Here is a 24,727-nt window from a genome sequence, read left to right as displayed (position 1 = left end):
AGGAAAAATGACAAATAGGGAAATAGTAATATCGACTGCCGGGAGCAGAAAAGAAACTCACTGGAAAATCGAGAAGCTGCTGTGGAGTGAATTTATTAAAAGGCTTGAAAATCCTACAAGGACAACTGAAACATATGAAAGTTTTATGAAGCTGAGAAAATCACAGCAGGATAACCTGAAAGATGTTGGTGGATTCGTTGCCGGAGAACTGAAAGACGGAAAGCGTAAAAATACAAACTTGTTAAGCCGTTCGTTAATTACCCTGGATCTTGACAACATTCCGAGTGGGGAAACAAAAGAGGTTATGGAAAAGGTGAAAAATTTAAATGTGTCGTATGTAATACATCCTACCCGTAAGCATTCTGAAGTGGCTCCGAGATTGAGAGTTATGTTTCTTGCAGACAGGGATATGACACCTGATGAGTATGAACCTGTATCAAGAAAAGTTGCCCAGAGATTAGGGATTGAAATGTGCGACCCTACAACTTTTGAACCTGCAAGGCTGATGTTCTGGCCAAGCTGTTCGCAGGATGTAAACTATAAAATTTATTATAGTTTTAACCTTGAAAACCCACCTGTATCGGTTGACGGTACGCTTAATCTATACGACGACTGGAAAAATATGAGTGAGTGGCCACAAGTTCCTGGAGCTGAAAAAGTTACGGATAGGCTTCTTAAAAAACAGGAAAATCCATTAGAGAAAAGCGGACTGATTGGGGCCTTCTGCAAAACTTTCACGATAGCTGAAGCAGTGGAAAAGTTTATTCCGGAAGAGTATGAGATATCAGATGACGGAAAAAGAATGACATACACTCAAGGAAGCACATTTGGTGGAGCAATAATTTACGATGATGTTTTTGTCTATTCGCACCACGCAACAGATCCTTGTAGTGGGAAACTGTGTAACGCTTTCGATATGGTAAGGCTTCATAAATTCTCTGATATGGACGCAGATTCAAAGGAAGGAACACCTACGAGCAAACTGCCTTCATTTACTGAAATGTCAAGACTTGCAAGAGAAATAAAAGAAGTGTCAGCAATATTGAATAAAGAAAGATACGAAAAGGCAGCACAGGATTTTACGACAATTGATGACAAGGATACAGATGTTGAGTGGATGAACCTGCTGGCAGAAAATGAGAATGGAAAGTATTTAAAGACTATAAAAAATATAGAAATTGTACTGGAAAACGATATAAATTTAAAAGGAAGGTTTGCAATAGATGAATTTGCAAACAGGGCAATGGTTATGGGAACTACGCCATGGGACAATAGAAATGAAATAAGGCAGTACGAGGAAGTGGATGACAGCGGTTTAAGAAACTATCTTGAAAACAGGTATGGTCTTACCGGAGAAAACAAAGTCAATGATGCACTTCTGCTAGTTTCCCACAAAAGACGATACAACAGTGTAAGGGATTACCTGGAGAGCGTTAAGTGGGATGGAAAGCCTAGAGTAGAAATGCTTCTGAGAGACTATCTCGGTGCGGAGGACAGCATTTATACAAGGAAAGTAATGAAGGTATCTTTGGCGGCTGCAGTTGCGAGAGCCGTTGAAGGCGGAGTCAAGTATGATTACATGCCTATATTTACTGGAAAGCAGGGAATTGGTAAAAGTACATTCTTAGCAAAACTTGGAAAAAACTGGTATTCCGACAGCCTTCAGACTTTTGAGGGCAAGGAAGCTGCTGAAATGATTCAGGGAACATGGATTAATGAACTTGGAGAACTCACAGGATTTAACCGAAGTGAAACAAATTTGATAAAGCAGTTTTTAAGCAAGCGGGACGACATATACCGTAAGGCATACGGAAGGGTTACAGAGAAATATCCTAGGCGATGTGTGTTCTTTGGAACTTCAAATGATTCGGAGTTTCTAAGGGACAGGACAGGAAACAGGAGGTTCTGGCCGGTTGAAGTTGGGATTGTGAAGCCTAAGAAGAGCATTTGGGAAAACCTTGACAATGAAGTTGATCAGATATGGGCGGAAGCCTATATGAATTATATTATCGGAACAGATTTATTTTTAACTGGAGAAGCATTAAAGATAGCGGAACAGAAGCAGGAAGAGCATAGAATTTCAAACGCAAAGGAAGGTATCATATTAGATTTTTTGGAAAAAGATATACCAGAAGACTGGCATAAATGGAACTCAGAAAAAAGAAATGGTTTTTACAGCGGTTTCAATATCGAAGGTATTAGATTGGTTCCAAGAGATAAAGTATGTGCAGTTGAAATATTAGTTGAGTGCTTTGGAATGAAAAAAGGGTACATAAGAAACTCGGACAGTATGGAGATTAATGGAATACTGGAAACTATAAAGGGCTGGGAGCGGATAAGACACCCTTTGAAATACGGTGATTACGGACAGCAAAGGGGATTTAAAAAGGTGAAAAAATAAAACCAACTACAAAAACTACAATCTTTTTGGAACTTTTTAAAATTAAAGGCTGTAAAGAGAAAATCCAACTACAAACTCCGACTACAAAGTACCCCAAAAACTACAAAGTGGTTAATTTCTAAGGAAACTCTAAAAAATAATACTTTGTAGTTTGTTTGGCACTTTGTAGTTGACTTTGTAGTTGCTGAAACCCTTTATTAATGGTACTTAGATTATATTTAACTACAAAAACTACAATCTTTTCTATATAGAGTATAAAATAAAGGAATTAAAGAGATTAAAGGGTATAAATACACGTATATGGAGTATATAAATCCTTTATTTAATAGTCCCTATACACGCACGTGAAAAGTTTGTAGTTTTCTAAAAATTCGGAGGCGGAAATGTCAGAAAAAGAAATTGAAAATTATTTGGTTAGGAAAATAAAAAACAAAAAGGGAATTGCATATAAATTTACGAGTCCTGGAAACTCAGGAGTGCCAGACAGGCTTTGTCTACTTCCAAACGGAAAAATATTCTTTGTTGAATTGAAATCCCCAGGAAAAAAGCCGAGAGCCTTGCAAGTAAATCAGATTATAAAAATAACGAAACTAGGGCAAAGAGTTTATGTGGTGGATTCCAAAGAAAAGGCTGATGAAGTATTGGAAACTGAATTATTTAACTGGAAGGGGGATTAAGAATGGAGTTCAAAGCACACAATTATCAGAAATACTGCATTGAGAAAGTTATTGATACACAAAATGTCGGGCTGTTACTTGATATGGGACTGGGGAAGACAATCATAACGCTTACAGCAATTGATGAACTTAAATTTAACAGGTTTGAAGTTGACAGAGTTCTCATAATAGCACCGAAGAAGGTTGCCGAAAGTACGTGGCTTAATGAAGCGGAAAAATGGGATCATCTGAAGTACTTAAAATTTTCAAGAGTGCTAGGTTCGGAGAAGAAAAGAATAACGGCATTGAATACACCGGCTGACATTTATGTGATAAACCGTGAAAATGTTCAGTGGCTTGTCGAGTATTATAAAAATGACTGGCCGTTTGATATGGTTGTAATTGATGAATTTTCAAGTTTTAAAAACCATGCAAGCAAAAGATTTAAAGCATTGAAACTTGTGCTTGGAAAAATAGACAGAGTTGTAGGGCTTACAGGAACGCCAGCACCAAACGGGTTAAAAGATATTTGGGCACAAATATATCTGCTGGATAAGGGAGAAAGACTTGGAAAGAATATAACGGCTTTTCGTGAAAGATATTTTAACTATTCAAAATATGGCGGAAACCCTTTTGGGGAATATGAGCTGAAGGAAGGGTCAGACAAGTCAATTATGAACAAGATAAGTGATATATGTGTTTCAATGAAGGCGGAAGATTATTTGGAACTTCCAGATATAACCTACAATACAATACCGGTTGAACTAGATAACAAGTCAAGAAAGCAGTATGAAGAACTTGAGAAACAGATGATTTTAGAACTGAACGAGTCCGAAGAAATATCAGTTGCAAGTGCGGCGGCATTGACTGGAAAACTATTACAGCTTTCAAATGGAGCCATTTACGATGAAGAACGTAAGGTTCATAAGATTCACGACTGCAAGATTGAACGTTTTATGGAACTTATAGAAGAGCTTAACGGAAAACCTGCTTTAGTATTTTACAGCTTCCAGCATGACCTGGAAAGGATAAAAAAGGTACTGGCAAAATCAAAGTTAATAGTAAGACAGCTTAAAACTCCGGAAGATGAAAAAGACTGGAACAATGGAAAAATTGACATACTTCTGGCACATCCGGCAAGTGCGGCATACGGCTTAAACCTTCAGGACGGCGGAAACCATGTGATATGGTTTGGGCTTAACTGGAGCCTTGAACTTTACCAGCAGGCGAATAAAAGGCTTCACAGGCAGGGGCAGAAGGAAAAGGTTATAATCCATCACCTTGTGACACAGGATACAAGAGATGAGGATGTAATGAAAGCCCTGCAGAGCAAAGGAGATGTTCAGGAAGAACTTTTACAAAGCCTGAAGGCGAGAATTGAAAAATATAAAAGAGAAGAGGAGAAATAGATGGAACAATGGGAAATGATGGCTAAAATGGTCAAGGAATTTTATTTGGCTTTCAAGCAGGAAGAATTTTTAAATAAGGATATGATAGAAGAGAGAGAGCATTTAAGAGATTTACTGCTTATGGAAGAGAAAACGGAGTACATGAAAGCAGAGATAGAAAATGATACGGTAGGGAAACTAGATGCAGTTGTGGATATGGCTTATGTGTATATAGGAACATTATTGGAGCAATGTAAAGGAAATGTCGACCTTGTTGCGAGAATATTATATTTTGATTCAAGTGATTCAGAATTGATAGAAATATGCGACAAAATTGAGAAGAATAATTTCAATGGGATATTTCTTACAGCATTTAAAGAAGTTCATCGTTCTAATATGACGAAATTAGATAAGAGCGGCCAACCGGTTTATTATATGAAAGGCCCTAAAAAAGGGAAAATAGGAAAAAGTGAACTGTTTGAAGAACCGAAGTTAAAAGAAATTATTGAAGGGGAAGTCGAATAAGTTATGAGAGAGATATTGACTAATAAGGATGTTTTGGGGACAATAACATTTATAGTAATGTTATATATTTTTTATAAATCATTTGAATAAAATTTACAGAGTGCAAATATCAGGAAGGAGAAGCAGAAGTATATGAATGAAAAAGATATAGAGAAAATAGCAGATAAAATTCTAGAGAAAATTAAGAATGATAAGGATATAAGAAAAGATAAGCAATTGACACCTTTTCAAAAAACAGAGAAATTATTATCGGAACTGGAACTGTTAAAAGGTGCTATTGATTCCAAAAATATGCTTATAGAGGATTTGAAGAAAGAGGGAATATCAATTCAGAAAAGAGAAACTGGAGTTAATGTGCAGTCTAGCAAAGTATATTTATCAGAATTAGAAAAAGTAGAAAATAGGATTGAAAAATTACAGGAAGAAATTGCAAGAATAGAAAATGTGATTAGTATGGTTGAAAGAGCCTTGGATACGATTAGGAACGATAAATATTATAATATAATCGAGATGAAATATTTTGAAGATTTGACCTTTGAAGATATAGCCGAGAAATTAAACATTAGTGTAAGAACAGCAAAAAGGCATAAAAACTTTATGATTAGGCAACTGCAGTTAATTATTTTTTCAGATGATGTGTTAAAAAGTATACTAAATTAAAAATTGGCACTTTTTTGGCATTGTATATAATTTTTAATATGTTATAATATGTTAGGATGTAAGAGTATGAGTTAAGTACTTGTCATTAAACCTTAAATTTTTGTAAGTGTAAGACAGTTTAAAAGCTGTCTTTTTTTATAAATATTTTTTAATATATCACCTTGTGATTCGGCAGCCGCTTAGAATTGCAGGGTATTTTTTATTTTTGAGGAGGTGGAGAACTTGACATGAAATTGACAGAGAAGCAAAAAAGATTTGCTGATTATTACATTGAAACTGGGAATGCGACAGAATCTGCCAGAAGGGCAGGTTATAAAGGAAAAAATTTAAATAACGTAGCAAGTGAAAACTTGGCAAAAGTTGGTGTAAAAAGCTACATTGATGAAAAATTAAAGATTATGCAAGATGAAAGAACCGCATCTGCCAAAGAAGTGCTTGAGTTTCTGACCAAATCAATGAGAGGTGAACTTGATGAGGAAATCGTAGTTGTTGAAGGAACTGGCGATGGAACTAGTGAGGCAAGAAAAATAAAAAAACAAATTGGATTACGTGAAAGAATTAAATCGGCAGAACTACTTGGTAAACGATATAGATTGTTTACAGATAAAGTTGAAATTGAAGGAGTTGTGCCTGTTATGATTGTAGGTGAGAGTGAACTTGAAGAGTAAAAAGATAAGACTTCCTGATTTAGTCGGAAAAGGGTATAAGGATTTTTGGAACTTTAAAGGAAGATACAGAGTCTGTAAAGGGAGTCGTGGGAGTAAAAAAAGCAAGACAACGGCATTATTTTTTATTTATTCAATGATGAAATATCCTGGGGCAAACTTGCTTGTGGTAAGAAAAGTTTATCGGACGTTAAAGGACAGCTGCTTTACAGACTTGAAATGGGCTATAAATATATTAGGGGTACAGGATTACTGGTCAGTTAAGGAAAGTCCATTAGAGATAATTTATATTCCTACAGGGCAGAAAATACTATTTAGAGGATTGGACGATCCGCTTAAAGTTACTTCAATAACAGTTGAAACTGGAAATCTATGCTGGGCGTGGATTGAGGAAGCCTATGAGATAAACAAGGAGCAGGATTTTAATATGCTTGACGAAAGTATAAGAGGTACTGTTGAAGAGCCTTTATATAAGCAGATTACACTCACGTTTAACCCTTGGAACGAACGGCACTGGCTCAAAAAAAGATTTTTTGATGTTGAAGACGAAAATATAATGGCAAAGACAACCAACTACATGTGCAATGAATGGCTTGACGACAGTGACAAGAAACTGTTTGAGGATATGAAGAAAAACAACCCTAGACGTTATCAGGTGGCAGGGCTTGGAAACTGGGGAATTGTTGAAGGTCTTGTTTATGAGAATTGGGAAGAGAAAGAATTTGATGTCAATGAAATTTCAAAACGTAAAGGTGTGAAATCAGCTTTCGGACTAGACTTTGGGTATACCAATGATCCGTCAGCATTTTTCTGTGGGCTGATTGATGTAACAAATAAGGAAATTTATGTGTTTGACGAGATTTATAAAAACGCAATGAAAAACCGTCAAATTGCTGAAGAGATTATCAGAAAAGGCTATGGAAAAGAAAAAATTGTGGCAGATAGTCAAGAGCCTAAGTCAATTGACGAACTTTATGATTTGGGATTGAAAGGCATAAGAAAATCAAGAAAAGGTAGGGACAGTATTAATAACGGAGTTCAATATATTCAGGATTATAAAATTATCATTCATCCCAGATGTGTGAATTTCATAACCGAAATATCAAACTATATGTGGGATAAGGACAAGTTTGATAATCCAATAAATAAACCTGTTGATGATTTTAACCATTTAATGGATGCTATGAGATATGCACTGGAGAGCTATTCAAAAGGCCCCACATTTTCTTTTGATTAAGGAGAAAAAATGTTTAAATTTATTAAGAAATTGTTTAGGAGAAAAGATAAAATGGGAGAACAGAATATCAATCTTAGCGAAGTTGAAAATATTATAATGTGGTATTTTGCGAGTCGGAAATATAGAGAAATGAAAGATGGGAATGATTATTATTGTGGGAAACATGATATACTTTTTAGGCAAAGAACAGCTATTGGAGAAAATGGTGAATTGACAGAAATTCATAATTTACCAAATAATAGAATAGTGGATAACCAGTATAAAAAATTGGTAAAGCAAAAAGTAAATTATATAATTTCTAAAACTCCAAGCATTAAAAGTGAGAATCAGGAATATGATAATAAATTAAATGAACTGTTTGATAAAAATTTTCTTAAAATACTAAAAAGAGTAACCACTGATGTCTACAACAATGGACTTGGGTGGTTATTTTTGTATGTTGATGAAACAGGGAAATTGAGATTCAAGAGATTAAATTCAGTTGAGGTTATTCCTGTCTGGCTTGATAATGAGCATGAAGAGCTTGATTATGCAATAAGAGTTTACAGTCGAGAGATTTATAAAAATGGGGCATATAATACTGAAAACTACGTTGAGATTTACAGAAAGTCTGGAGTTGAGTATTACAAAATGAACAATACAAAACTTACAGCAATTGAAAAGAAGGCGTACCTAAGTGTTGATGATAAGCCTTACAACTGGCAGAAAATACCGCTTATATGCTTCAAAGCCGATGAGTTGGAACAATCCTTGCTTAAAAGAGTAAAATCGATACAGGACGCTTTAAACACGCTTATAAGTGATTTTATGAATAACATGCAGGAAGACAGTAGAAATACAATTTTAATTATTAAAAATTATGATGGTGAAAATTTAGGTGAATTCAGAAAAAATCTTTCAACATTTGGTGCTGTTAAAGTTAGGGAAAATGGAGATGTATCAAGTTTACAAGTTGAAGTAAATGCAGGAAACTATGAAAGCATTGTGAAACTGCTGAAGAAAACTATAATTGAAAATGGTGGTGGATTCGACAGTAAGTCTGATACACTTGGGAATAATCCGAATCAGCTTAACATACGTTCAATGTACTCGGACATAGACTTGGAAGCAAATGATTTTGAAACAGAGTTTCAGGCAAGTTTTGAAGAAATGATATGGTTTGTGGCAAATCATTTGAAGAATACTGGACAAGGTGATTTTCTTAAAGAAAAAGTGGAAGTTGTGTTGAATAGAGACATATTGATAAACGAGAGTCAAGCTATTTCAGATATTAGAAATTCGGTTGGGATAATTTCGGACGAAACATTGGTTGCACAACATCCTTGGGTAACAGATGTTCAAGAAGAACTTGCAAGAATGAAAAAAGAAAACTCAGAACAAGAAATGCAAGAGCAAAGTGATTATGGAAATTTTAGGAACGTTGTGCATAATCACAATGGTGATGTAGATGAATGATTATTGGAAAGATAGATTTGTAGAAGAAGAAAAACGTGTTAATGAAATGTCTGTAAAAGAGATAAAGAAACAGCAGGCTGAATACGACAAGGCAATCACTAGGATAAATCAAGATATTGAAATCTGGTACAACAGGATTGCTAAAAATAACGATGTATCTTTAGCAAATGCGAAGGAAATGCTTAATAAGAAAGAAAAACAGGAGTTTAAATGGACTGTGGAAGAGTATATAAAAAAAGGCTCTGGGAAAGAAGGTTTATCATTTCAAAAAGAACTTGAAAATGCAAGTGCAAGGTATCATATAGAGAGATTAGAAGTATTAAAACTTCAGGTACGAGCAAGAATAGAAAGATTGTACGATGATAATGGGAAAGGTTTTGAGAAGTACTTGTCGAAATTGTATAAAGACCAATACAATCATACTTTTTTTGAAATAGCAAAAGGTACTGGCATGGATATTGGTTCAAATTTGTATAAGATGAATGATAAATTGGTAGACACTGTTGTTTCTAGTCCTTGGGCTTCAGATGGAAAACATTTTTCAGACAGGATATGGGAAGATAAAAATAAATTGATAAATACGTTACATACTGAAATGACTCAAGCGTTTATTCGTGGAGACAAGCTAGATACCTTAATAGAAAAAGTTGTTAAAAGAATGAGTGCAAGTAAAAGCAACGTGGCAAGACTTGTCTATACTGAAAGTGCCGCTTATGCTTCTAAAGCTAGAATTAAGACTTATGAGGATTTAAATGTTGAACGATACGAAATTGTTGCAACTCTTGACAGCAGAACTTCTGAAATTTGTCAAAGCCTTGACGGCAAAGTGTTCGAGTTTAAGGATTACGAGATTGGCACAACTGCTCCACCATTTCACGTCAACTGCAGAACAACAACTGCTCCGTATTTTGAAGATGAGGGAGAAGGAGAACGTGCTGCGAGAGATGAAGAGGGAAAAACTTATTATGTTCCAAGTGATATGAAGTATAAAGACTGGGAAGTTGAATACGCAAATAAAAGATTTGTTAATACAACTGTAAAAATTCCTGAAGGAAGATACAGATTACTTGGAAATATTAAAGATTCAAGGTATAATAGTGTAGAAGAGCTTTTGCAAAAATATGAAGAAAAAATAGTTAAAAATACCTATGAAAGTGCTATGGTTGTAACTGAGCGTGGAGAAATATACGTTATAAAGGGTGATAAAGGTTCGTTACCTATGCAAAGAATCGAATCAATACGTTTTGAGAACGCTTCTATAACTCACAATCACCCAGAAGGAAGGCATGAATGGGGATTCAGTGGTGGAGATTTTGACACTTTCAGGAATGGGAAGTTCAAATATATGAGAGCGATTGATGAAAAATATGTGCATGAGTTGTCAAAGGATATGTTTGAGATGGATATGACAGATTTTGATGATGATATTCAAAAACTTAGAGAATTAAATTTTGAAGATGTTGCACAGATTTTACAAAAACTAAATGCAAAAGATAAAAACCTAAACTATAGGAGAAAAAAATATGCTATCAAGAGATCATAGGCTATATAAAGCATTTAAACAAATAAGAGATAAAGAAAAAGAGTATCAGAGAAAAAGAGCCGAAATGGGATGGAGAGGGCTTGATGGACCTTTTACGAAAGAGGAAATTGAGCTTCACAAAGAATTTTTTGAGTTTATGAAAAAAGTTCTAAAAGAAGAAAAAGATTTAGATTTTAAACTTTCAGATCTGTGGGAAATGTACAAGGAAGACAATCAATAAAGAAAAAAACTAATCACGATTATTAATTTAGTCGTGATTTTTTATTTTCGCCTTTTAAGATTTGCAGGCGTAAAAGAACAAATCTAATACTATTTCCCATTAAAGCAATAGATTTATTATAAATTCTATTTAACAAGAGGTCTTGATCCTTTGCCATAAAAAAATAAATAAAATATAATTTCTATTTTTTAAATGGGATTTAGTATAAATCTAATCTCGTTGGCATACAACGTAAAAAATGAATAGGAGTGAATAGATTATGAACAAAGAAGATTTGTTGAAATTAGGTCTGTCAGAAGAACAGGCAGAAAAAGTGCTGTCAGCAAATGCGGAACAGTTGAAAGGATTTATTCCAAAATCAAGATTTGATGAAGTGAATAATACAAAAAAACAGCTGGAAAAAGACTTAAAGGACAGAGATGTGCAGCTTGAAAATTTAAAGAATAGTTCAGGGGATTTGGAAACAATGAAGCAGACTATTGAGAACTTGCAAAAGGATAATAAAGCTGCAAAAGATAGTTTTGACGCTGAACTTGCTAAATTTAAACTGGAAAGTGCAATCGACAACACTTTGCTGAGTTCAAATGCGATTAATATTAAAGCAGTTAAGGCTTTACTTGACATGGGTAAAATTAAACTGGATGGAGAAGTTCTGATTGGTATTAATGAACAGATAGAAGCTTTGAAAACTGCTGAAGACAGCAAAATGTTATTTAAAACAGCGGAATCAAAACCGAAGGAGCCTAACTTTTCAGGAGTTAAACCTGGAGAAGGGAATACAGGTACAGAAGGTGCAAACCAAACAAAATCATTAGGAGACGCCATAATGGCAAGACTGATGGTAAATAAAAATGAATAATAGGAGGTGGCTTATATGCCAATAACATTAGCAGAAGCTAAAAAGAACGTACAGGATGATTTGCAGATTGGAGTAATCGATGAATTTGCAAAAAGTAATTTTATTATGAGTAACATACCATTTGACAACGTGGTTTCGCCTACTGGTGGAGGAACTACAATGACTTATGGTTATACAAGGTTGAAAACTCAACCAACTGCTGACTTCAGGGAAGTCAATCAGGAGTACACACCTGCGGAAGTTTCTAAAGAGAGACATAATGTAGACTTGAAAATCTTTGGGGGATCATTCCAGATTGATAGAATTATTGCAGATATGGGTGGAATTGTTTCAGAAGTTCAATTGCAAATGACTCAAAAAATTAAAGCGGCATCAGCGTTATTTAATGACACGGTTATCAATGGGGATTCAGGAGTAAATGCGAAAGCGTTTGACGGATTAGAAAAAGCAGTTACAGGAAGTACAACTGAATTTATACCAACGGCAGCAATTGACTTATCAGACTCAGCAGCGGTAGACACAAACTACAAACTGTTTTTAGACTTGTTAGACGAGTTTTTAATGGGGCTAGATGGAACACCATCAATGTTAGCTGGGAACACAAAACTGATTGCCAGATTAAGAGCTTGTGCAAGACGTTCAGCCCAATACACTGTTACAATGAATGAATTTGGACAGCAGGTTGAAAGATACGGAGTAATTCCGTTTGTTGACTTGGGAACTAAAGCGGGAACTAATGACCCAGTTTCAACAATAAATGGACAAGGGGAAACTTCTTTATACGCTGTAAGATTTGGTATGGATGGATTTCACGGAGTTGCACCTACAGGAAATGCTTTAATCAAATCGTGGTTACCTGACTATAAAACGGCTGGTGCAGTAAAAACAGGTGAAGTGGAAATGGTTGCGGCAGTTGCATTAAAAGCTACGAAAGCTGCAGGAATTTTCAGAAAAATCAAGGTTAAATAGGAGGATTTTGTATGGGTGTTAAAATATATGCACCAAATGAAAACTATTCAGGAAGTAGTGCTGGAGTAACTTTTGTAAATGGGGTTGGAGAAACAGATAACCTGTATTTGATTGAGTGGTTTAAGGATCACGGATACAAAGTAGATGAAGAAAGCATTGATTCTGAAGAAAAAACTAAGAAAACTAAAAAATAGGTGGTAGCCATGGATTATATCATAGACATCAAGGAAGATGTAAAAAAATATTTAAAGTCGCTGGGTTACGAAGTTGTAGATGGTGACTTATTTTTATTAGACAATTCCATTCAGACAGTAAAGTATTACATCTGTAATAAAACTAACCAAAAGAAAGTTCCCGAAGGATTAAAATATGTCTGGATAAATAGAAGTGCGGCAGAGTTTCTTGATTTCAAATTAAAATTAAATCAGCTTAATATACTAGGATTGAATTTTAACCGTATAGCGAAAGAGATAAGTGAAGGAAAAACTAAAGTAGTTTTCGATGATACTAAAAGTACAGGAGATAAATTTGAAGTATATTTAACGAATCTTTTAACTTATGGAGAAGAAGAAATACTAAGATTTAGGAGGCTGGCATGGTAAGTGATATTTTAAAAAGTGCAAAAGACGCAATAAAGTCTATGTGGAGTGGGCTATGCACGGTTTATAAAAATGAGAAGTCTAAAAATAAGTATGGTATAGTGACCTCTGAAAAAGTAGAAATATATAAAGATGAACCTTGTCATTTAAGTTTTGAAAATGTTAGCCAAGCAGATCAAACGGAATTAGGAGCGAACGTGTCTCAAGTTGTCACTCTTTTCGTTTCCCCTGAAGTTTATATTCCTCCAGGGAGCATAATTGAAGTAACTCAAAACAATGTGACAAGAACATATAAACACAGTGGAATTTCTGCAATTTACACTAATCATCAGGAAATTATACTTGAATTAGAGCAGGAGAAAGCATAATGGCAAGTTCAAAAATAAAAGTACAGTTTGATGGTCTGAAAGAGTTTCAAAAAATAATTGAGGAGATGGAAAAGGAAAAAGAGCAGTTGATGATTGATACTATAAAAGAATTGGCTGCGAGATTGTTACGTAAAGTAATTAAAAGAACTCCTGTAAGTTCTCCTAATTTTGGAGTTGCTGCTTACAAGAGAAATAATAAGAAAAAAGGTATAAAAAAAGGCGATACTATCTATGATAAAAAGGGTAAAGCCAGAGTTTTGAAAACTAAGACTGTTTCATATAAAAAAGATGGTAAAACAATCTCTAAAACCTATGGCGGTCAAGGTGGAACTTTAAGAAGAAATTGGACTGTTTCCGATGTGAGAAAAAATGGCGGTAATTATGAAATAGAAGTTTCAAACTCTACAGAATACGCAAGCTATGTTGAATTTGGACATAGACAAACTCCAGGAAGATTTGTTCCTGTTATTGGGAAGAGATTAAAAAAGTCTTGGGTAAAAGGTAAGTTTATGCTTACTATTTCTGAAGATGAATTAAAAAGGCAAGCTCCGGCTGTTATTGAGAAGAAGATTACCGAATGGCTTAAAAAGTTAGGAGGATAGATGTTAAATGAAATTGTAAATGGAATCGGATTAAAACTTTCAAAAAGTTTTAATGGAATAGATATTCACAAAGAAGAACTTGAGCAAGGTTTTGAAGAGCCTTGCTTTTTTATTGACTTATTGAATCCTGGTGAAAAGCAGATTATTGGAAATAGATATTTGAGAAGTTATCTGTTCGATATTGTATATTTTCCTAAGAAGAAAAGTTCAGAAGAGATATTCGAGGTGTTAGATAAACTTTATTCGGTGCTTGAGTATATTGAACTTGATGATAGTACACTTATTCGGGGAATTGACAGAAATTCTAGGGAAGAAGATAAAGTATTGCATTTCTTCGTTACATACGAAATGTTTATTTATAAATTAGACGAGGAAAAACCTAAGATGAAAAAACTAGATGTAAATAATGGATTGAAGGAGGATTAATATGACAGATATTAATAGTACTGAAAATAAGATACAGATAAAAAAAGAAAATGTTGAAAATAAATCAGAAGAAATTAAATTTGTAAAAAGTCAGATTATAAGTTCTGATAAATATAAAAACAGAGCAGATTTATTAAATGTTTTACTAGAAGATGATAAAGAATATACTTTATCAGAAATTGAGAAAAAATTAGAAGATTTTTTAAGTAGGGAGGTTAGATAATGGCTTATGGTGGCGGTACTTGGCTAGTACAAAATAAAGTTTTACCAGGTACATATATTAATTTTGTAAGTAAAGAAAGAGCTGAACTTGTATTTTCGGATAGAGGATATGCTGCGATTGGAGTTGAACTTGATTGGGGAATTGATGAAGAAATATTCAAAGTAGAAAATGGCGATTTTATTGAAAATTCTACTAAGTATTTTGGCCATTCCTATGACAGTGATAAATTAAAGGGATTAAGAGATTTCTTTAAATATACTCAAACTGGATATATTTATAAATTAAATACAGGTGGAGCTAAAGCGACAAATGCTTTCGGTAGTGCAAAATATACAGGGGAGAGAGGAAATGATATAAAGATATCAATCCAAGCAAATGTTGATAATGCATCGCTTTTTGATGTTACTACTTTTGTTGATTCAGAAAAAGTAGATGTTCAGACTGTAGCTGCTGCTCAAGATTTGAAAACGAATGACTTTGTAATTTTTAAATCGGATGCAACACTTGCTGTAACGGCGGGAACACCTATGACAGGTGGGACAAATGGAACTGTGACAGGTGCATCACATCAAAAATTTTTAGATAAGATTGACAAATATTTTATCAATGTTCTAGTTTGTACTTCAAATGAAAAAACAATAAAAGATTTATATGTTCAATACACTAAGAGAATGAGAGACAAAGTTGGTGCTAAATTTGTATGTGTAGTTTATCGTGCTACTGATCCAGATTATGAAGGTGTGATTAATGTTAAAACTAAAACATTGGATTCTGATTTCCCTGAAAATTCAGCAGTTTACTGGGTTGGTGGAGCAGAAGCGTATTGTGCTGTTAATAGAAGTTTGACAAATCAAAAATATAATGGTGATTTTAAGCTCGAAGTGGAAGAAACACAAACAGAATTAGAATTAGCTGTAAAAGCAGGGTATTTCATATTCCATAAAACAGGAGATGAAATAAGAGTTCTGAAAGATATTAATTCGTTTGTTTCATTCATAAAAAGAAAAAATGTAGACTTCTCATTTGCTCAAGTGATGAGAACCTTAGACCAAATTGCTACTGATGTTGCAACAATTTTTAATAAAACTTATTTAGGTTCATCTAACAATAGTGAATATGATAGGAATGATTTGAAACGTGATATTTCAAAACATCACGAAACATTGGAAGATTTGAGAGCAATAAAAGATTTCAATGAAGAAACAGATATTACAGTAGTTGAGGGCGAAACTAAGGAAAGTGTACTAGTTACAACTAATATAAAACCTGTTGTAGCTATGGAAAAACTTTATATGAACGTAATCGTACAATAAAAGCTAAAGGAGTGTGGGAATAAATGGCTGATACAGCAATTATGAAAGGTAAAGACGCTATATCTGGAAGTCTTGCTAAGTGTTTTGTTACGATTGAGGGCAAAAGATTTAATTTTATGCAGGCTATAAATGTAAAAGCAGAAATGGAAAAGAATAAGGTTGAAGTTCCAATCTTAGGTAAAACTGGGAAAGGGAATAAAGCGGCAGGATGGAAAGGAACTGGAAGTGCTACTTTCCATTTTAATACGTCTATATTTAGAGAAGTATTGCAGGAGTATACAAGAACTGGTAAAGATTTGTATTTTGATATGCAAATTGTAAATGAGGATCCGACAGCAAGCGTGGATAAACAGACAATAATGTTGATTGACTGTAATTTAGATGGCGGAATTATTGCACAGTTTGATGCGGATGCCGACTATTTGGAAGATGAGTTTGATTTCACATTTGAAGATTGGAAACTTGTGGATAAATTTAAGCCGCTTGATGGAATGAATAAATAGGAAGTCAAAAACTCCCTTTTAAAATAATTTAGGAGGATATTTAATAATGAAAGATTTAAAATTTTTTTTAAAACAGAATACAATACCTGTGGAAAATCAGGAAGTGGAAATTTCAAAAAGATTTAAGGATGATCAAGGAAATTTTGTAAAATTTGAGATAAAACCTATTTCAAATGAAATGGATGATATTTTAAGAAAACAAAACACAAGACAAGTTAAAAAAGCTAAAGGAGTATTTGTGCCAGAAACAGATACCCAAGGATACTATATGGATTTAGTTTTGAAATCATTAGTTTATCCTGATTTAAACGATAAAGAATTACAAGATTCTTGGGGAGTAATGGATTCAAAAGAATTAATAAATGCAATGCTACTTCCAGGAGAATACTCGTCATTGCTTCAAGAAGTCCAAAAAATAAACGGTTGGGACATCAACATAGAGGACATTAAAGAAGAAGCAAAAAACTAATTGAGGCAAATGTGGCAGAGTATAATTACGCTTACTATTGCCTTCATAAACTTAAAATACGGCCAAGTGAATTTGCAGAAATGGATATTTATGAAAAAGGATTCATTATGGCCTGTATTGATTTAAAAATAAAAAGAGAAAAAGAAGCAGAAAAGGAATCTAAGAGAAAAGCTGGTCGAAGAAGACGTTAGGAGGTGGGAAATATGGCTACAATACAAAACAGTATAATCTTAAATGACAGAATGACACAGACATTTACAGCAATAAATAATGCAATAAGTGCAACAGTAAATAGTTTATCCAGTCTTGATGGAAAATCTATGAATATTAATACTGCTAATTTGACAACAGCAAGGCAACAATTAGCATTGGCTGATAACGAACTCCAGAAAATGAAAGGTGACAGTAAAGGGGTGAACGATAACCTGAGTAAGACACCAGGTATTGCTGATACGATAAAGAAAAAAATGATGCAGGTAGGTGCGGCAATAGCAGGTGTTATGGGTGCAAAACAATTATTGGAAGCATCTGATCAAAATGCACAGATAACGGCTAGATTAAATCTAGTAACAGATGCACCTGAGCAATTAAAAAAACAGATTTATCAATCAGCAAATGACGCAAAAGTTGCTTATACAGATAGCATGAATCAAGTAGCAAAACTAGGTTTACTTGCAAAAGATGCTTTTAACAATACTAATGAAATTGTTCAGTTCACAAATCTTATGCAAAAAGCATTCAAGGTATCAGGAGCAGATGCAGTAGAAGCAACAAGTGCAATGTATCAACTTACTCAAGCTATGGCAGCTGGAAAACTTCAAGGAGATGAATTTCGTTCTGTAATGGAAAATGCTCCAATGGTGGCTCAAGCTATAGCTAAATATATGAATGTGTCAGTTGGTGAATTGAAAGAATTAGGAGCAAAAGGGAAAATAACGGCAGACATAATAAAAAATGCTTTGTTTAGTGCTGGAGATGATATAAATGCCAAGTTTAAAACTTTACCTCTCACATGGTCGGATATTTGGACTCAAGCTAAAAACTTTGCATTGCGGGAGATGGAAGGCATACTTAAAAAGATAAATCAACTAGCCAACTCTCAAGCCTTTCAATCCTTTATAACTAATCTAAAAATTGGATTTATTGGATTAAAAGCAGTAGTGAATGGGGTTGTAGATGGAATTGCCATGGCTGGGAAATTTATAGCAGATAATTGGTTAATAATAAGTCCAATAATTTACGGAGTTACAGCTGCACTAATGACTTATGTAATTTGGCAAGGAATTTCCACAGCTTTAGAATGGTTAAATGTAGCGGCTAAAACGGCCCTAAATGTAGCAACAACTATTTTAACAGTTGCTAAAATTGCTTTAACATTTGCTCTTTACGGCTATACTGTGGCTCAAACTGCAGCAAATGAAGCAGCTTGGGCATTTCCTGGAACTTGGCTTGTGGCAATCATAATTGGGCTAATAGTAGTTATACTATGGGCTTTGGTTATTACTGTACAATGGGCGACAGGAACTCAGAGTGCATTGGAAACAATTGGCGGAATGTGGTACTGGTTATGTGCAGTTGTTGTGGACGTATTTATCATAATTTGGGATATAATAGTTGTCTTTGTTTCAGTAGTCATAATAGCTTTTATTGCCCTTGGTGCTTTAGTGATAAATGTTTTTATAGGGATATGGAATGCGGGAGTGTGGCTTGTAAACATACTTTTGCAAGCGTGGTACTGGCTTGTTAATAATGCCGCAATGGTTTGGGCTTGGCTGAAAGTCACGATATGTAATATTTTAAAAGGAATTTATAATTTTTTTATAGGAGTCGCAAATGGATTTATAGATGGATACAACGCAATAGGAAGAGCTGCGGTAACAGTTGCAAACGGATTTCACAATGCTTTTGCCAATGCCATAAATTCTCTGGCAAAAATGGTTGAAAGTTTTGTTAATGGATTTTTACGAGGGTTAAATGAAATTGGTAAGGTTGTAGATTCTGTTATTGGTACGCATTTTTCAAATGGCGGGGCTCTTAGTATAAGTGTTGGCAGAGTTGGTGGCGGAGGTGGAGCTTCGTTTACTCCAGCTCAACATATTCAAGCTACGGCTTATGGAGATGCCAATGGTGTTAAAGTGGCACAAAAACAGGCACCTCAATTTGGATATGCAGGGTTTGCTAATCCTTCAGGGTTAATGGAAGGTGTTATGAATGGTGCTGGGAAGTTGGCTGGTACAAAACTTACTAATCCTAATGCAAACTTTGACAAAGGAAAAAATGATGTTAGAAAAGGTGTAAAAGGATTAACTGATGGACTTAATAAGGCAAAGGATAGTTTAACAAATATAGGAAAAGACAAACCTGTGCCAGATAAAGGAAAAGGTGGAGACAAAGGAAAAGGCGGTAAAGATGGCGGTGGTAAGGGTAAAGGAGACGAAGGTGGTGGAGGAAAAGATAAAAAAGATCCACATAGTAAAAGAACTGCTGACAATACAGGTAAAATGGCTGATAAAATGACAGATATGGATGAAGATATGAAATATCTGAGAGATGTTGCCGAAAAAGAATATGTAAATAAATTTACTACCGCTGAGATAAAAATAGATATGACAAATTACAATGATATTTCAAAAGAAGCAGATGCGGATGATTTTATAGACGCTCTTGGAGAAAGATTAGCAGAACACGTTTATACCGCAGCGGAAGGGGTGCATAACGATTAATGAGAACACAAGGTTATATATTTTATATTGATAGGGTGCTTTTACCTGTAGCACCTTCCTCTGTTACTGTTACACATAAAAACATGAATAATGTTATAAATTTAATAAATGATGCAGAATTTAATATGTTAAAACAGGAGGGTCTGCAAGAAATAAGTTTTAAATTTATGCTTCCATCCCAACGTTATCCATTTGCTAGATATTTAGGGTTCTATCAAAGACCAAGCTATTATCTAAATAAATTGAAAAACTTAAAGAAAAGGGCAAAACCATTCCAACTAATAATAATTAGGAATTATCCAAATTCTGGTCGTGCCTATTTTAGCACTAATCTCAAGGTATCAATTGAAGATTTTAGTGTAGAAGAAGATGCTGAAGAAGGAATGGATGTTTATGTGGATATTAAATTTAAAGAATTTATTGACCCTAGACCAAAACAATATATAAAAAATGCTGATGGAACTATGAGTATTCAAAATCAAAGGTGGACAGATAAAGTGGAAAGTCGAATAAAAGAAATGAAATATGGAGATAAAATATGGCAAATTATTAGGAATGAAACTGGTGGTCTTGACCAGCTTCAAACTGTTATTGAAGTAAATGGGATTTCGTCTCTTACAGGTTTTGTATCAGATAAATTAAGGTTGTGGTAAAAAATGCTTGAAAATATATCGCAAAAAATAAAATCCTTTATGTCAAAACCAAATGAGGAAAGCTATGAAATGAAAAAGGATATTGAACTAGTAATTGCAAGTCAGAGTACTAAAACTATAGTTTCACCTCTAGTTACAAACAGTATAGAATTAACTTTAGAAAGAAAAGCAAGTCCAGGAAAATTAACATTCAAAATGATTTTTGATGAAAAAGTTCAAGAAGGTGATCAGGTAAGTTTGAAATATCGTGGACAAAATGTATTTTTAGGATATGTATTTGCTCGAAAAATTAGTAAAGATAACATTGTGTCAATTACAGCTTATGATCAATTAAGATATTTAAAAAGTAAAGCTTATTACGTTTTTAAAAGTAAAAAAGCAAGTGAAATTATTAAAATGATTGCGGAAGATTTTAAACTCACAATCGGAGAAATAGAAGATACCGGACATGTATTCGAGAAAAGGCGTGAAGATGGAACAACTTTAATTGATATGATTCAAGGAGCTTTAAGTGATACATTAAGATTTACTGAGAAAAGATATGTAATTTATGATGATTACGGGAAATTGACATTAAAAGAGACTGGAACTTTAAAAATAAAAGATTTGATATTTGATAATACTTCCGGAAAGGATTTTGACTTTGAAAGCAGTATAGATAAAGAAACATATAATCAAGTTGTCCTTGACTATGTAAACGACAAGGAGAAAAAACTTGAGAAATATCAAGTATTTGATAGCGAAAATATTACTAAATGGGGGCTTTTGCAATATTTTGAAAAAGTGAACAGAAGTAATGCGACAGAAGCTGAAAGAAGAGAACGTGCTAATAAGATGCTCAAATATTATAATCAAAGAACAAAAACTTTAAAACTTAAAGGAATATTTGGAGATGTTAGAATTCGTGGCGGTTCTTCTTTCATCGTTTACATGGATGTTGCTGAATTTAAACTTGCAAATTATATGTTAGTTGATAAAGTTACACATAAATTTGGGTTCAAGGAATATTTTATGGATTTGGATCTTGAAGGAACTATAGGTAAGGAGGAAGGACACGATGGCGAAACTAGAACGAGCACTCAAACAGATGATAAATAATGCTGTTGAGTATAATAAACCTTCTGAAATTTATGCAGGGAAAGTAGAGAATACATCCCCTCTTACCATAAGACTCGATGTAAACGTACCTGCTTTAGAGGAAGATGAACTTATTTTGACACATTTGGTAAAAGATTATGAAGTAGACATCACTGTAGGACATTCAACAGAGGAAACAGAAGTTGTCGAGGGTGCAGTGACTGACATAAAAAAACATAAACATGAGTATAAAGGACGAAAGAAAATAACAATTCATAATGGATTAAAAATCGGAGAAGGTGTTTTGCTAATAAGACAACAAGGGGGGCAAAAATTTATTGTTCTTGACAGAATTGATGACCCACAAACAGAAGGTGAGTGGTTATGATACCAAAGATTGAAATAAGTGCAGATGTAACAGTGAGAGAACAGCCTACAAAAACATACAAGATGGAACTTTACAAGGGAAATTATATTCTAGGATTTGTAGACGGTCAAAAAGCAATGGAACAAGCAATATATAAAATAATACGTACAGAACGGTATAAATATATAATATATTCTTGGAATTATGGAATTGAGCTTGAAGATTTATTCGGAATGCCTGTTGAATATTGTATTGTTGAACTCGAACGTAGAATATCAGAAGCATTGCTTCAGGATAATAGAATAACAGCGGTACATAGTTTTGAATTTGATACCGAAAATGAAAGAGGAACAGTACTTATAAAAAAATTTGTTGCCGAAACATTATTTGGAAAAATTCAAATCGATAATGGATTATCGGTAGCGATAATTTAAGGAAGGAGGTTGTTATGTTTGAAGTGATAACTTATGAAAAAATAATGGAAAGAATGCTTGCTAGAATCCCTAACAATTTGGATAAGAGAGAAGGTTCTGTAATATGGGATGCCTTAGCTCCTGCCGCAATGGAACTAGAAAGTATGTATTTCGTACTCCAAGATTTTATTAAGGAAACATTTGGGGATACCGCAAGCAGAGAAAATTTAATACGTAGAGCTTCGGAACGTGGAATATCTCCATACAAAGCGAGTAAAGCGGTGTTAAAAGGTGTTTTTGATATTGAAGTGCCATTGGGAAGTCGTTTCAGTTTGGAAGATTTGAATTATATAGTAATAAAATTCATCCAACACAATACAACTACAAATCTTTATGAATACGAACTAAAATGTGAGAATTCAGGAAGAATAGGAAATGAAAAAACAGGGAAAATAATTCCTATTGATTACGTAAATGGGTTAGGACGTGCTGAAATAATAGAACTCTTAATTCCAGGTCGTGATGAAGAAGAAACGGAAGCACTAAGAAAGAGATATTTTGATAGTTTTAATATGAAAGCTTATGGTGGTAATATTTCTGATTACAAATTAAAGGTACATGAAATAGAAGGTGTAGGGGCTGTTAAAGTGACTCCTATATGGAATGGAGGCGGAACAGTATTACTAACTATACTAGATAGTGATTTTAACCAAGCAAGTACAACTCTGATTAAAAAAGTTCAGGATATAATAGATCCTACAATGGATGCTCAAGGTCTAGGTGTTGCTCCAATAGGACATATTGTTACAGTTCAAGGTACAATTGATGTACCAGTGAATATTGCAACAACTATTTCTTTTGAACCAAACTATACGTGGCCACTTGTGAAGTTAAAGGTTGAAGAGATTGTTAAAAAGTATTTATTAGAGCTTAGAAAAACCTGGGCTTTGAAAAATGAAATAACGAGCAATAATTTAGTTGTGAGAATTTCAAGACTTGAGGCTAGAATACTTGACGTGAATGGTATTTTGGATATTCAGAATACAACTTTAAATGGAAGTCCTAATAATTTACAACTTACAGAATATGAAATTCCGACATTTGGAGGTATATCTGTATGAAATTTTTAGAAATGATAAATGTAAATTTATTGGAATATTTACCTGATTTTATGCAGGAATATAGAGAAATTAGACAAATAATGAAAAGTGAAGAACCTGAGTTTAAAACTTTGTGGGATTTATTTAAAAAGGTGTTTAACAACCAGTTTATACAATATTGTGATGAGAATGGAATAAGTAAATTTGAAGAAATGTTAAATTTACACAGGTATGAAAACGATACATTGGAAATTAGAATTTTCAGAGTTCTAACATACTGGAATGATCAAATTCCATACACCTGGAAAGTTTTAACTCAGAGATTGAACCAACTATGCGGAGTAGGAAATTATGAATTAAAGCCTAATTTTAATAATTATGAACTAGGAATAACAACTAAATTTGATGATTCTAGGAAATACGATGAATTAAATAATATGCTAAAAATGATATTACCAGCAAACTTAGGATTTAAGAGTATCAACATACTTACTCCTAAATCTAAAAATAAAATTTATGCATCAAATGGGATAATAAGTTATGCGAAATACGAAATAATTGCAAAACTTCCGAATGTAGTATTTAGTATACACGCAACTGTAGGATTTATGCATGGTAAAAAATATATTATAGGAGGGTAAAAAAATGGCAATATTTAAAGACACTACGATAACAGATAATGGAAGAGCATTAATAGCCGATACTTTAGCAAATAATAAACAGATAATTTTTACAAGGATGATTACATCAAGTAAAATCTATGAAGATTCAACTGATATATCAAAATTAACAAATATAGATGAGATAAAGCAAACGGTAAGTATGTCTAAAATAAGTCAAGAAGGAACAAGAGTAAGATTAAATGCAGTGTTTACAAATTCAACAGTGAATACAAGTTATAAAATACAAACCATAGGACTTTATGCGAAAACCGGAACAGGAAATGAAATACTGTACAGTATAACTAGAGCAAAAGAACCAGATGTAATGCCTGCAACAAATGGAATAAATTTAGCAACAGTAGAAATTGACTTGATAACAGAAATTAATAATTCTAACGGAGCAACAATGCTTATGAATCCATCTACTTTAGTAACTACTTCAAATTTGGTTGCTGAATTAGAAAAAATAGCAGGACTAGAATTTGGTGGAAACATACAGGACATCGGCAGCAAAACTAGAGGGAAATGTTATTTTGATAATGTAACAAAATTTTACTACGAATGCATCGAGGATAATTCTTTAACTTACAACGATTCAGGGAAATTTAGAGCGATAAGTAATAAACCACTTTCAGACAAATTGGAAAATTT

30 protein-coding genes are annotated in these 24,727 nt (G+C 33.8%); all 30 read left to right on the top strand.

Annotation, left to right across the window (positions count from 1 at the left end):
- Positions 1–7: 7 nt before the first annotated feature.
- Positions 8–2,401, top strand: coding sequence for a virulence-associated E family protein (locus ACO409_RS00655; RefSeq protein ID WP_485553907.1), 2,394 nt, complete (start codon positions 8–10; stop codon positions 2,399–2,401).
- A gap of 383 nt (positions 2,402–2,784) precedes the next feature.
- A complete protein-coding gene (locus tag ACO409_RS00650; RefSeq protein ID WP_485553906.1) occupies positions 2,785–3,078 on the top strand; it encodes a VRR-NUC domain-containing protein in 294 nt (97 codons plus the stop codon).
- A 2-nt stretch (positions 3,079–3,080) separates the two neighbouring features.
- Entirely contained in the window at positions 3,081–4,466 is a 1,386-nt protein-coding gene (locus ACO409_RS00645; protein ID WP_485553905.1) for a DEAD/DEAH box helicase, read from the top strand.
- Positions 4,467–4,970 (top strand): hypothetical protein, encoded by a 504-nt coding sequence (locus ACO409_RS00640; protein WP_485553904.1) that lies wholly within the window; start codon positions 4,467–4,469, stop codon positions 4,968–4,970.
- A gap of 132 nt (positions 4,971–5,102) precedes the next feature.
- Positions 5,103–5,630 (top strand): RNA polymerase sigma factor, encoded by a 528-nt coding sequence (locus ACO409_RS00635; RefSeq protein WP_371466900.1) that lies wholly within the window; start codon positions 5,103–5,105, stop codon positions 5,628–5,630.
- 227 nt (positions 5,631–5,857) lie between these two features.
- Complete coding sequence (locus tag ACO409_RS00630) at positions 5,858–6,298, top strand: terminase small subunit (RefSeq protein ID WP_485553903.1); 441 nt, start codon at positions 5,858–5,860, stop codon at positions 6,296–6,298.
- On the top strand, positions 6,288–7,532 hold the full coding sequence (locus ACO409_RS00625) for a PBSX family phage terminase large subunit (RefSeq protein WP_485553902.1): 1,245 nt from the start codon (positions 6,288–6,290) through the stop codon (positions 7,530–7,532). The genes ACO409_RS00630 and ACO409_RS00625 overlap by 11 nt, the downstream gene beginning before the upstream one ends.
- Positions 7,533–7,541: 9 nt before the next feature.
- Positions 7,542–8,987, top strand: a complete 1,446-nt coding sequence (locus tag ACO409_RS00620) for a phage portal protein (RefSeq protein WP_485553901.1) — start codon at positions 7,542–7,544, stop codon at positions 8,985–8,987.
- Entirely contained in the window at positions 8,980–10,530 is a 1,551-nt protein-coding gene (locus ACO409_RS00615; RefSeq protein ID WP_485553900.1) for a minor capsid protein, read from the top strand. Before ACO409_RS00620 ends, ACO409_RS00615 begins: the two co-directional genes overlap by 8 nt.
- The gene (locus ACO409_RS00610; RefSeq protein WP_485553899.1) at positions 10,511–10,750 is read left to right on the top strand and encodes a hypothetical protein; all 240 of its coding nucleotides are present in this window, start codon (positions 10,511–10,513) and stop codon (positions 10,748–10,750) included. The genes ACO409_RS00615 and ACO409_RS00610 overlap by 20 nt, the downstream gene beginning before the upstream one ends.
- A gap of 259 nt (positions 10,751–11,009) precedes the next feature.
- Positions 11,010–11,609 (top strand): phage scaffolding protein, encoded by a 600-nt coding sequence (locus ACO409_RS00605; protein ID WP_485553898.1) that lies wholly within the window; start codon positions 11,010–11,012, stop codon positions 11,607–11,609.
- 15 nt (positions 11,610–11,624) lie between these two features.
- Positions 11,625–12,578, top strand: a complete 954-nt coding sequence (locus tag ACO409_RS00600) for a major capsid protein (RefSeq protein WP_304077783.1) — start codon at positions 11,625–11,627, stop codon at positions 12,576–12,578.
- An 11-nt stretch (positions 12,579–12,589) separates the two neighbouring features.
- Positions 12,590–12,772, top strand: a complete 183-nt coding sequence (locus tag ACO409_RS00595; protein WP_485553897.1) for a hypothetical protein — start codon at positions 12,590–12,592, stop codon at positions 12,770–12,772.
- A gap of 9 nt (positions 12,773–12,781) precedes the next feature.
- Positions 12,782–13,180, top strand: coding sequence for a hypothetical protein (locus tag ACO409_RS00590; protein ID WP_485553896.1), 399 nt, complete (start codon positions 12,782–12,784; stop codon positions 13,178–13,180).
- On the top strand, positions 13,174–13,545 hold the full coding sequence (locus ACO409_RS00585; protein ID WP_485553895.1) for a hypothetical protein: 372 nt from the start codon (positions 13,174–13,176) through the stop codon (positions 13,543–13,545). The genes ACO409_RS00590 and ACO409_RS00585 overlap by 7 nt, the downstream gene beginning before the upstream one ends.
- Entirely contained in the window at positions 13,545–14,147 is a 603-nt protein-coding gene (locus ACO409_RS00580) for an HK97 gp10 family phage protein (protein ID WP_485553894.1), read from the top strand. The genes ACO409_RS00585 and ACO409_RS00580 overlap by 1 nt, the downstream gene beginning before the upstream one ends.
- Positions 14,148–14,573, top strand: a complete 426-nt coding sequence (locus tag ACO409_RS00575; RefSeq protein WP_304077769.1) for a phage tail terminator family protein — start codon at positions 14,148–14,150, stop codon at positions 14,571–14,573.
- A gap of 1 nt (position 14,574) precedes the next feature.
- Positions 14,575–14,796 carry a hypothetical protein gene (locus ACO409_RS00570; RefSeq protein ID WP_485553893.1) on the top strand — a complete coding sequence of 74 codons (222 nt, stop codon included), beginning with the start codon at positions 14,575–14,577 and terminating at the stop codon, positions 14,794–14,796.
- Complete coding sequence (locus ACO409_RS00565) at positions 14,796–16,109, top strand: phage tail sheath family protein (RefSeq protein ID WP_485553892.1); 1,314 nt, start codon at positions 14,796–14,798, stop codon at positions 16,107–16,109. Before ACO409_RS00570 ends, ACO409_RS00565 begins: the two co-directional genes overlap by 1 nt.
- A 23-nt stretch (positions 16,110–16,132) precedes the next feature.
- Positions 16,133–16,612, top strand: a complete 480-nt coding sequence (locus tag ACO409_RS00560) for a phage tail tube protein (protein ID WP_304077760.1) — start codon at positions 16,133–16,135, stop codon at positions 16,610–16,612.
- A gap of 46 nt (positions 16,613–16,658) precedes the next feature.
- Positions 16,659–17,081, top strand: coding sequence for a phage tail assembly chaperone (locus ACO409_RS00555; RefSeq protein ID WP_146961762.1), 423 nt, complete (start codon positions 16,659–16,661; stop codon positions 17,079–17,081).
- A gap of 11 nt (positions 17,082–17,092) precedes the next feature.
- Positions 17,093–17,272 carry a hypothetical protein gene (locus ACO409_RS00550; protein ID WP_304077749.1) on the top strand — a complete coding sequence of 60 codons (180 nt, stop codon included), beginning with the start codon at positions 17,093–17,095 and terminating at the stop codon, positions 17,270–17,272.
- Between the two features lie 12 nt (positions 17,273–17,284).
- A complete protein-coding gene (locus tag ACO409_RS00545) occupies positions 17,285–19,804 on the top strand; it encodes a tape measure protein (protein ID WP_485553891.1) in 2,520 nt (839 codons plus the stop codon).
- On the top strand, positions 19,804–20,457 hold the full coding sequence (locus ACO409_RS00540) for a hypothetical protein (RefSeq protein ID WP_485553890.1): 654 nt from the start codon (positions 19,804–19,806) through the stop codon (positions 20,455–20,457). The genes ACO409_RS00545 and ACO409_RS00540 overlap by 1 nt, the downstream gene beginning before the upstream one ends.
- Positions 20,458–20,526: 69 nt before the next feature.
- Positions 20,527–21,555, top strand: coding sequence for an XkdQ/YqbQ family protein (locus ACO409_RS00535; RefSeq protein ID WP_485553889.1), 1,029 nt, complete (start codon positions 20,527–20,529; stop codon positions 21,553–21,555).
- Positions 21,515–21,922, top strand: a complete 408-nt coding sequence (locus ACO409_RS00530) for a DUF2577 domain-containing protein (RefSeq protein WP_485553888.1) — start codon at positions 21,515–21,517, stop codon at positions 21,920–21,922. The genes ACO409_RS00535 and ACO409_RS00530 overlap by 41 nt, the downstream gene beginning before the upstream one ends.
- Positions 21,919–22,335: a DUF2634 domain-containing protein gene (locus ACO409_RS00525; RefSeq protein ID WP_485553887.1), complete on the top strand. Its 417-nt coding sequence runs from the start codon at positions 21,919–21,921 to the stop codon at positions 22,333–22,335. The genes ACO409_RS00530 and ACO409_RS00525 overlap by 4 nt, the downstream gene beginning before the upstream one ends.
- A 14-nt stretch (positions 22,336–22,349) precedes the next feature.
- On the top strand, positions 22,350–23,435 hold the full coding sequence (locus tag ACO409_RS00520) for a baseplate J/gp47 family protein (RefSeq protein WP_485553886.1): 1,086 nt from the start codon (positions 22,350–22,352) through the stop codon (positions 23,433–23,435).
- Positions 23,432–24,055 (top strand): putative phage tail protein, encoded by a 624-nt coding sequence (locus ACO409_RS00515; RefSeq protein ID WP_485553885.1) that lies wholly within the window; start codon positions 23,432–23,434, stop codon positions 24,053–24,055. The genes ACO409_RS00520 and ACO409_RS00515 overlap by 4 nt, the downstream gene beginning before the upstream one ends.
- Before the next feature lie 4 nt (positions 24,056–24,059).
- Positions 24,060–24,727 (top strand): phage tail protein (locus ACO409_RS00510; protein ID WP_485553884.1); only part of this gene is annotated, 668 nt, incomplete at its 3' end.

The organism is Leptotrichia sp., assembly GCF_057270615.1.
The sequence above is the reverse complement of the archived record's forward strand: the minus strand, read 5'-3'. Positions and strand labels throughout refer to the sequence as shown.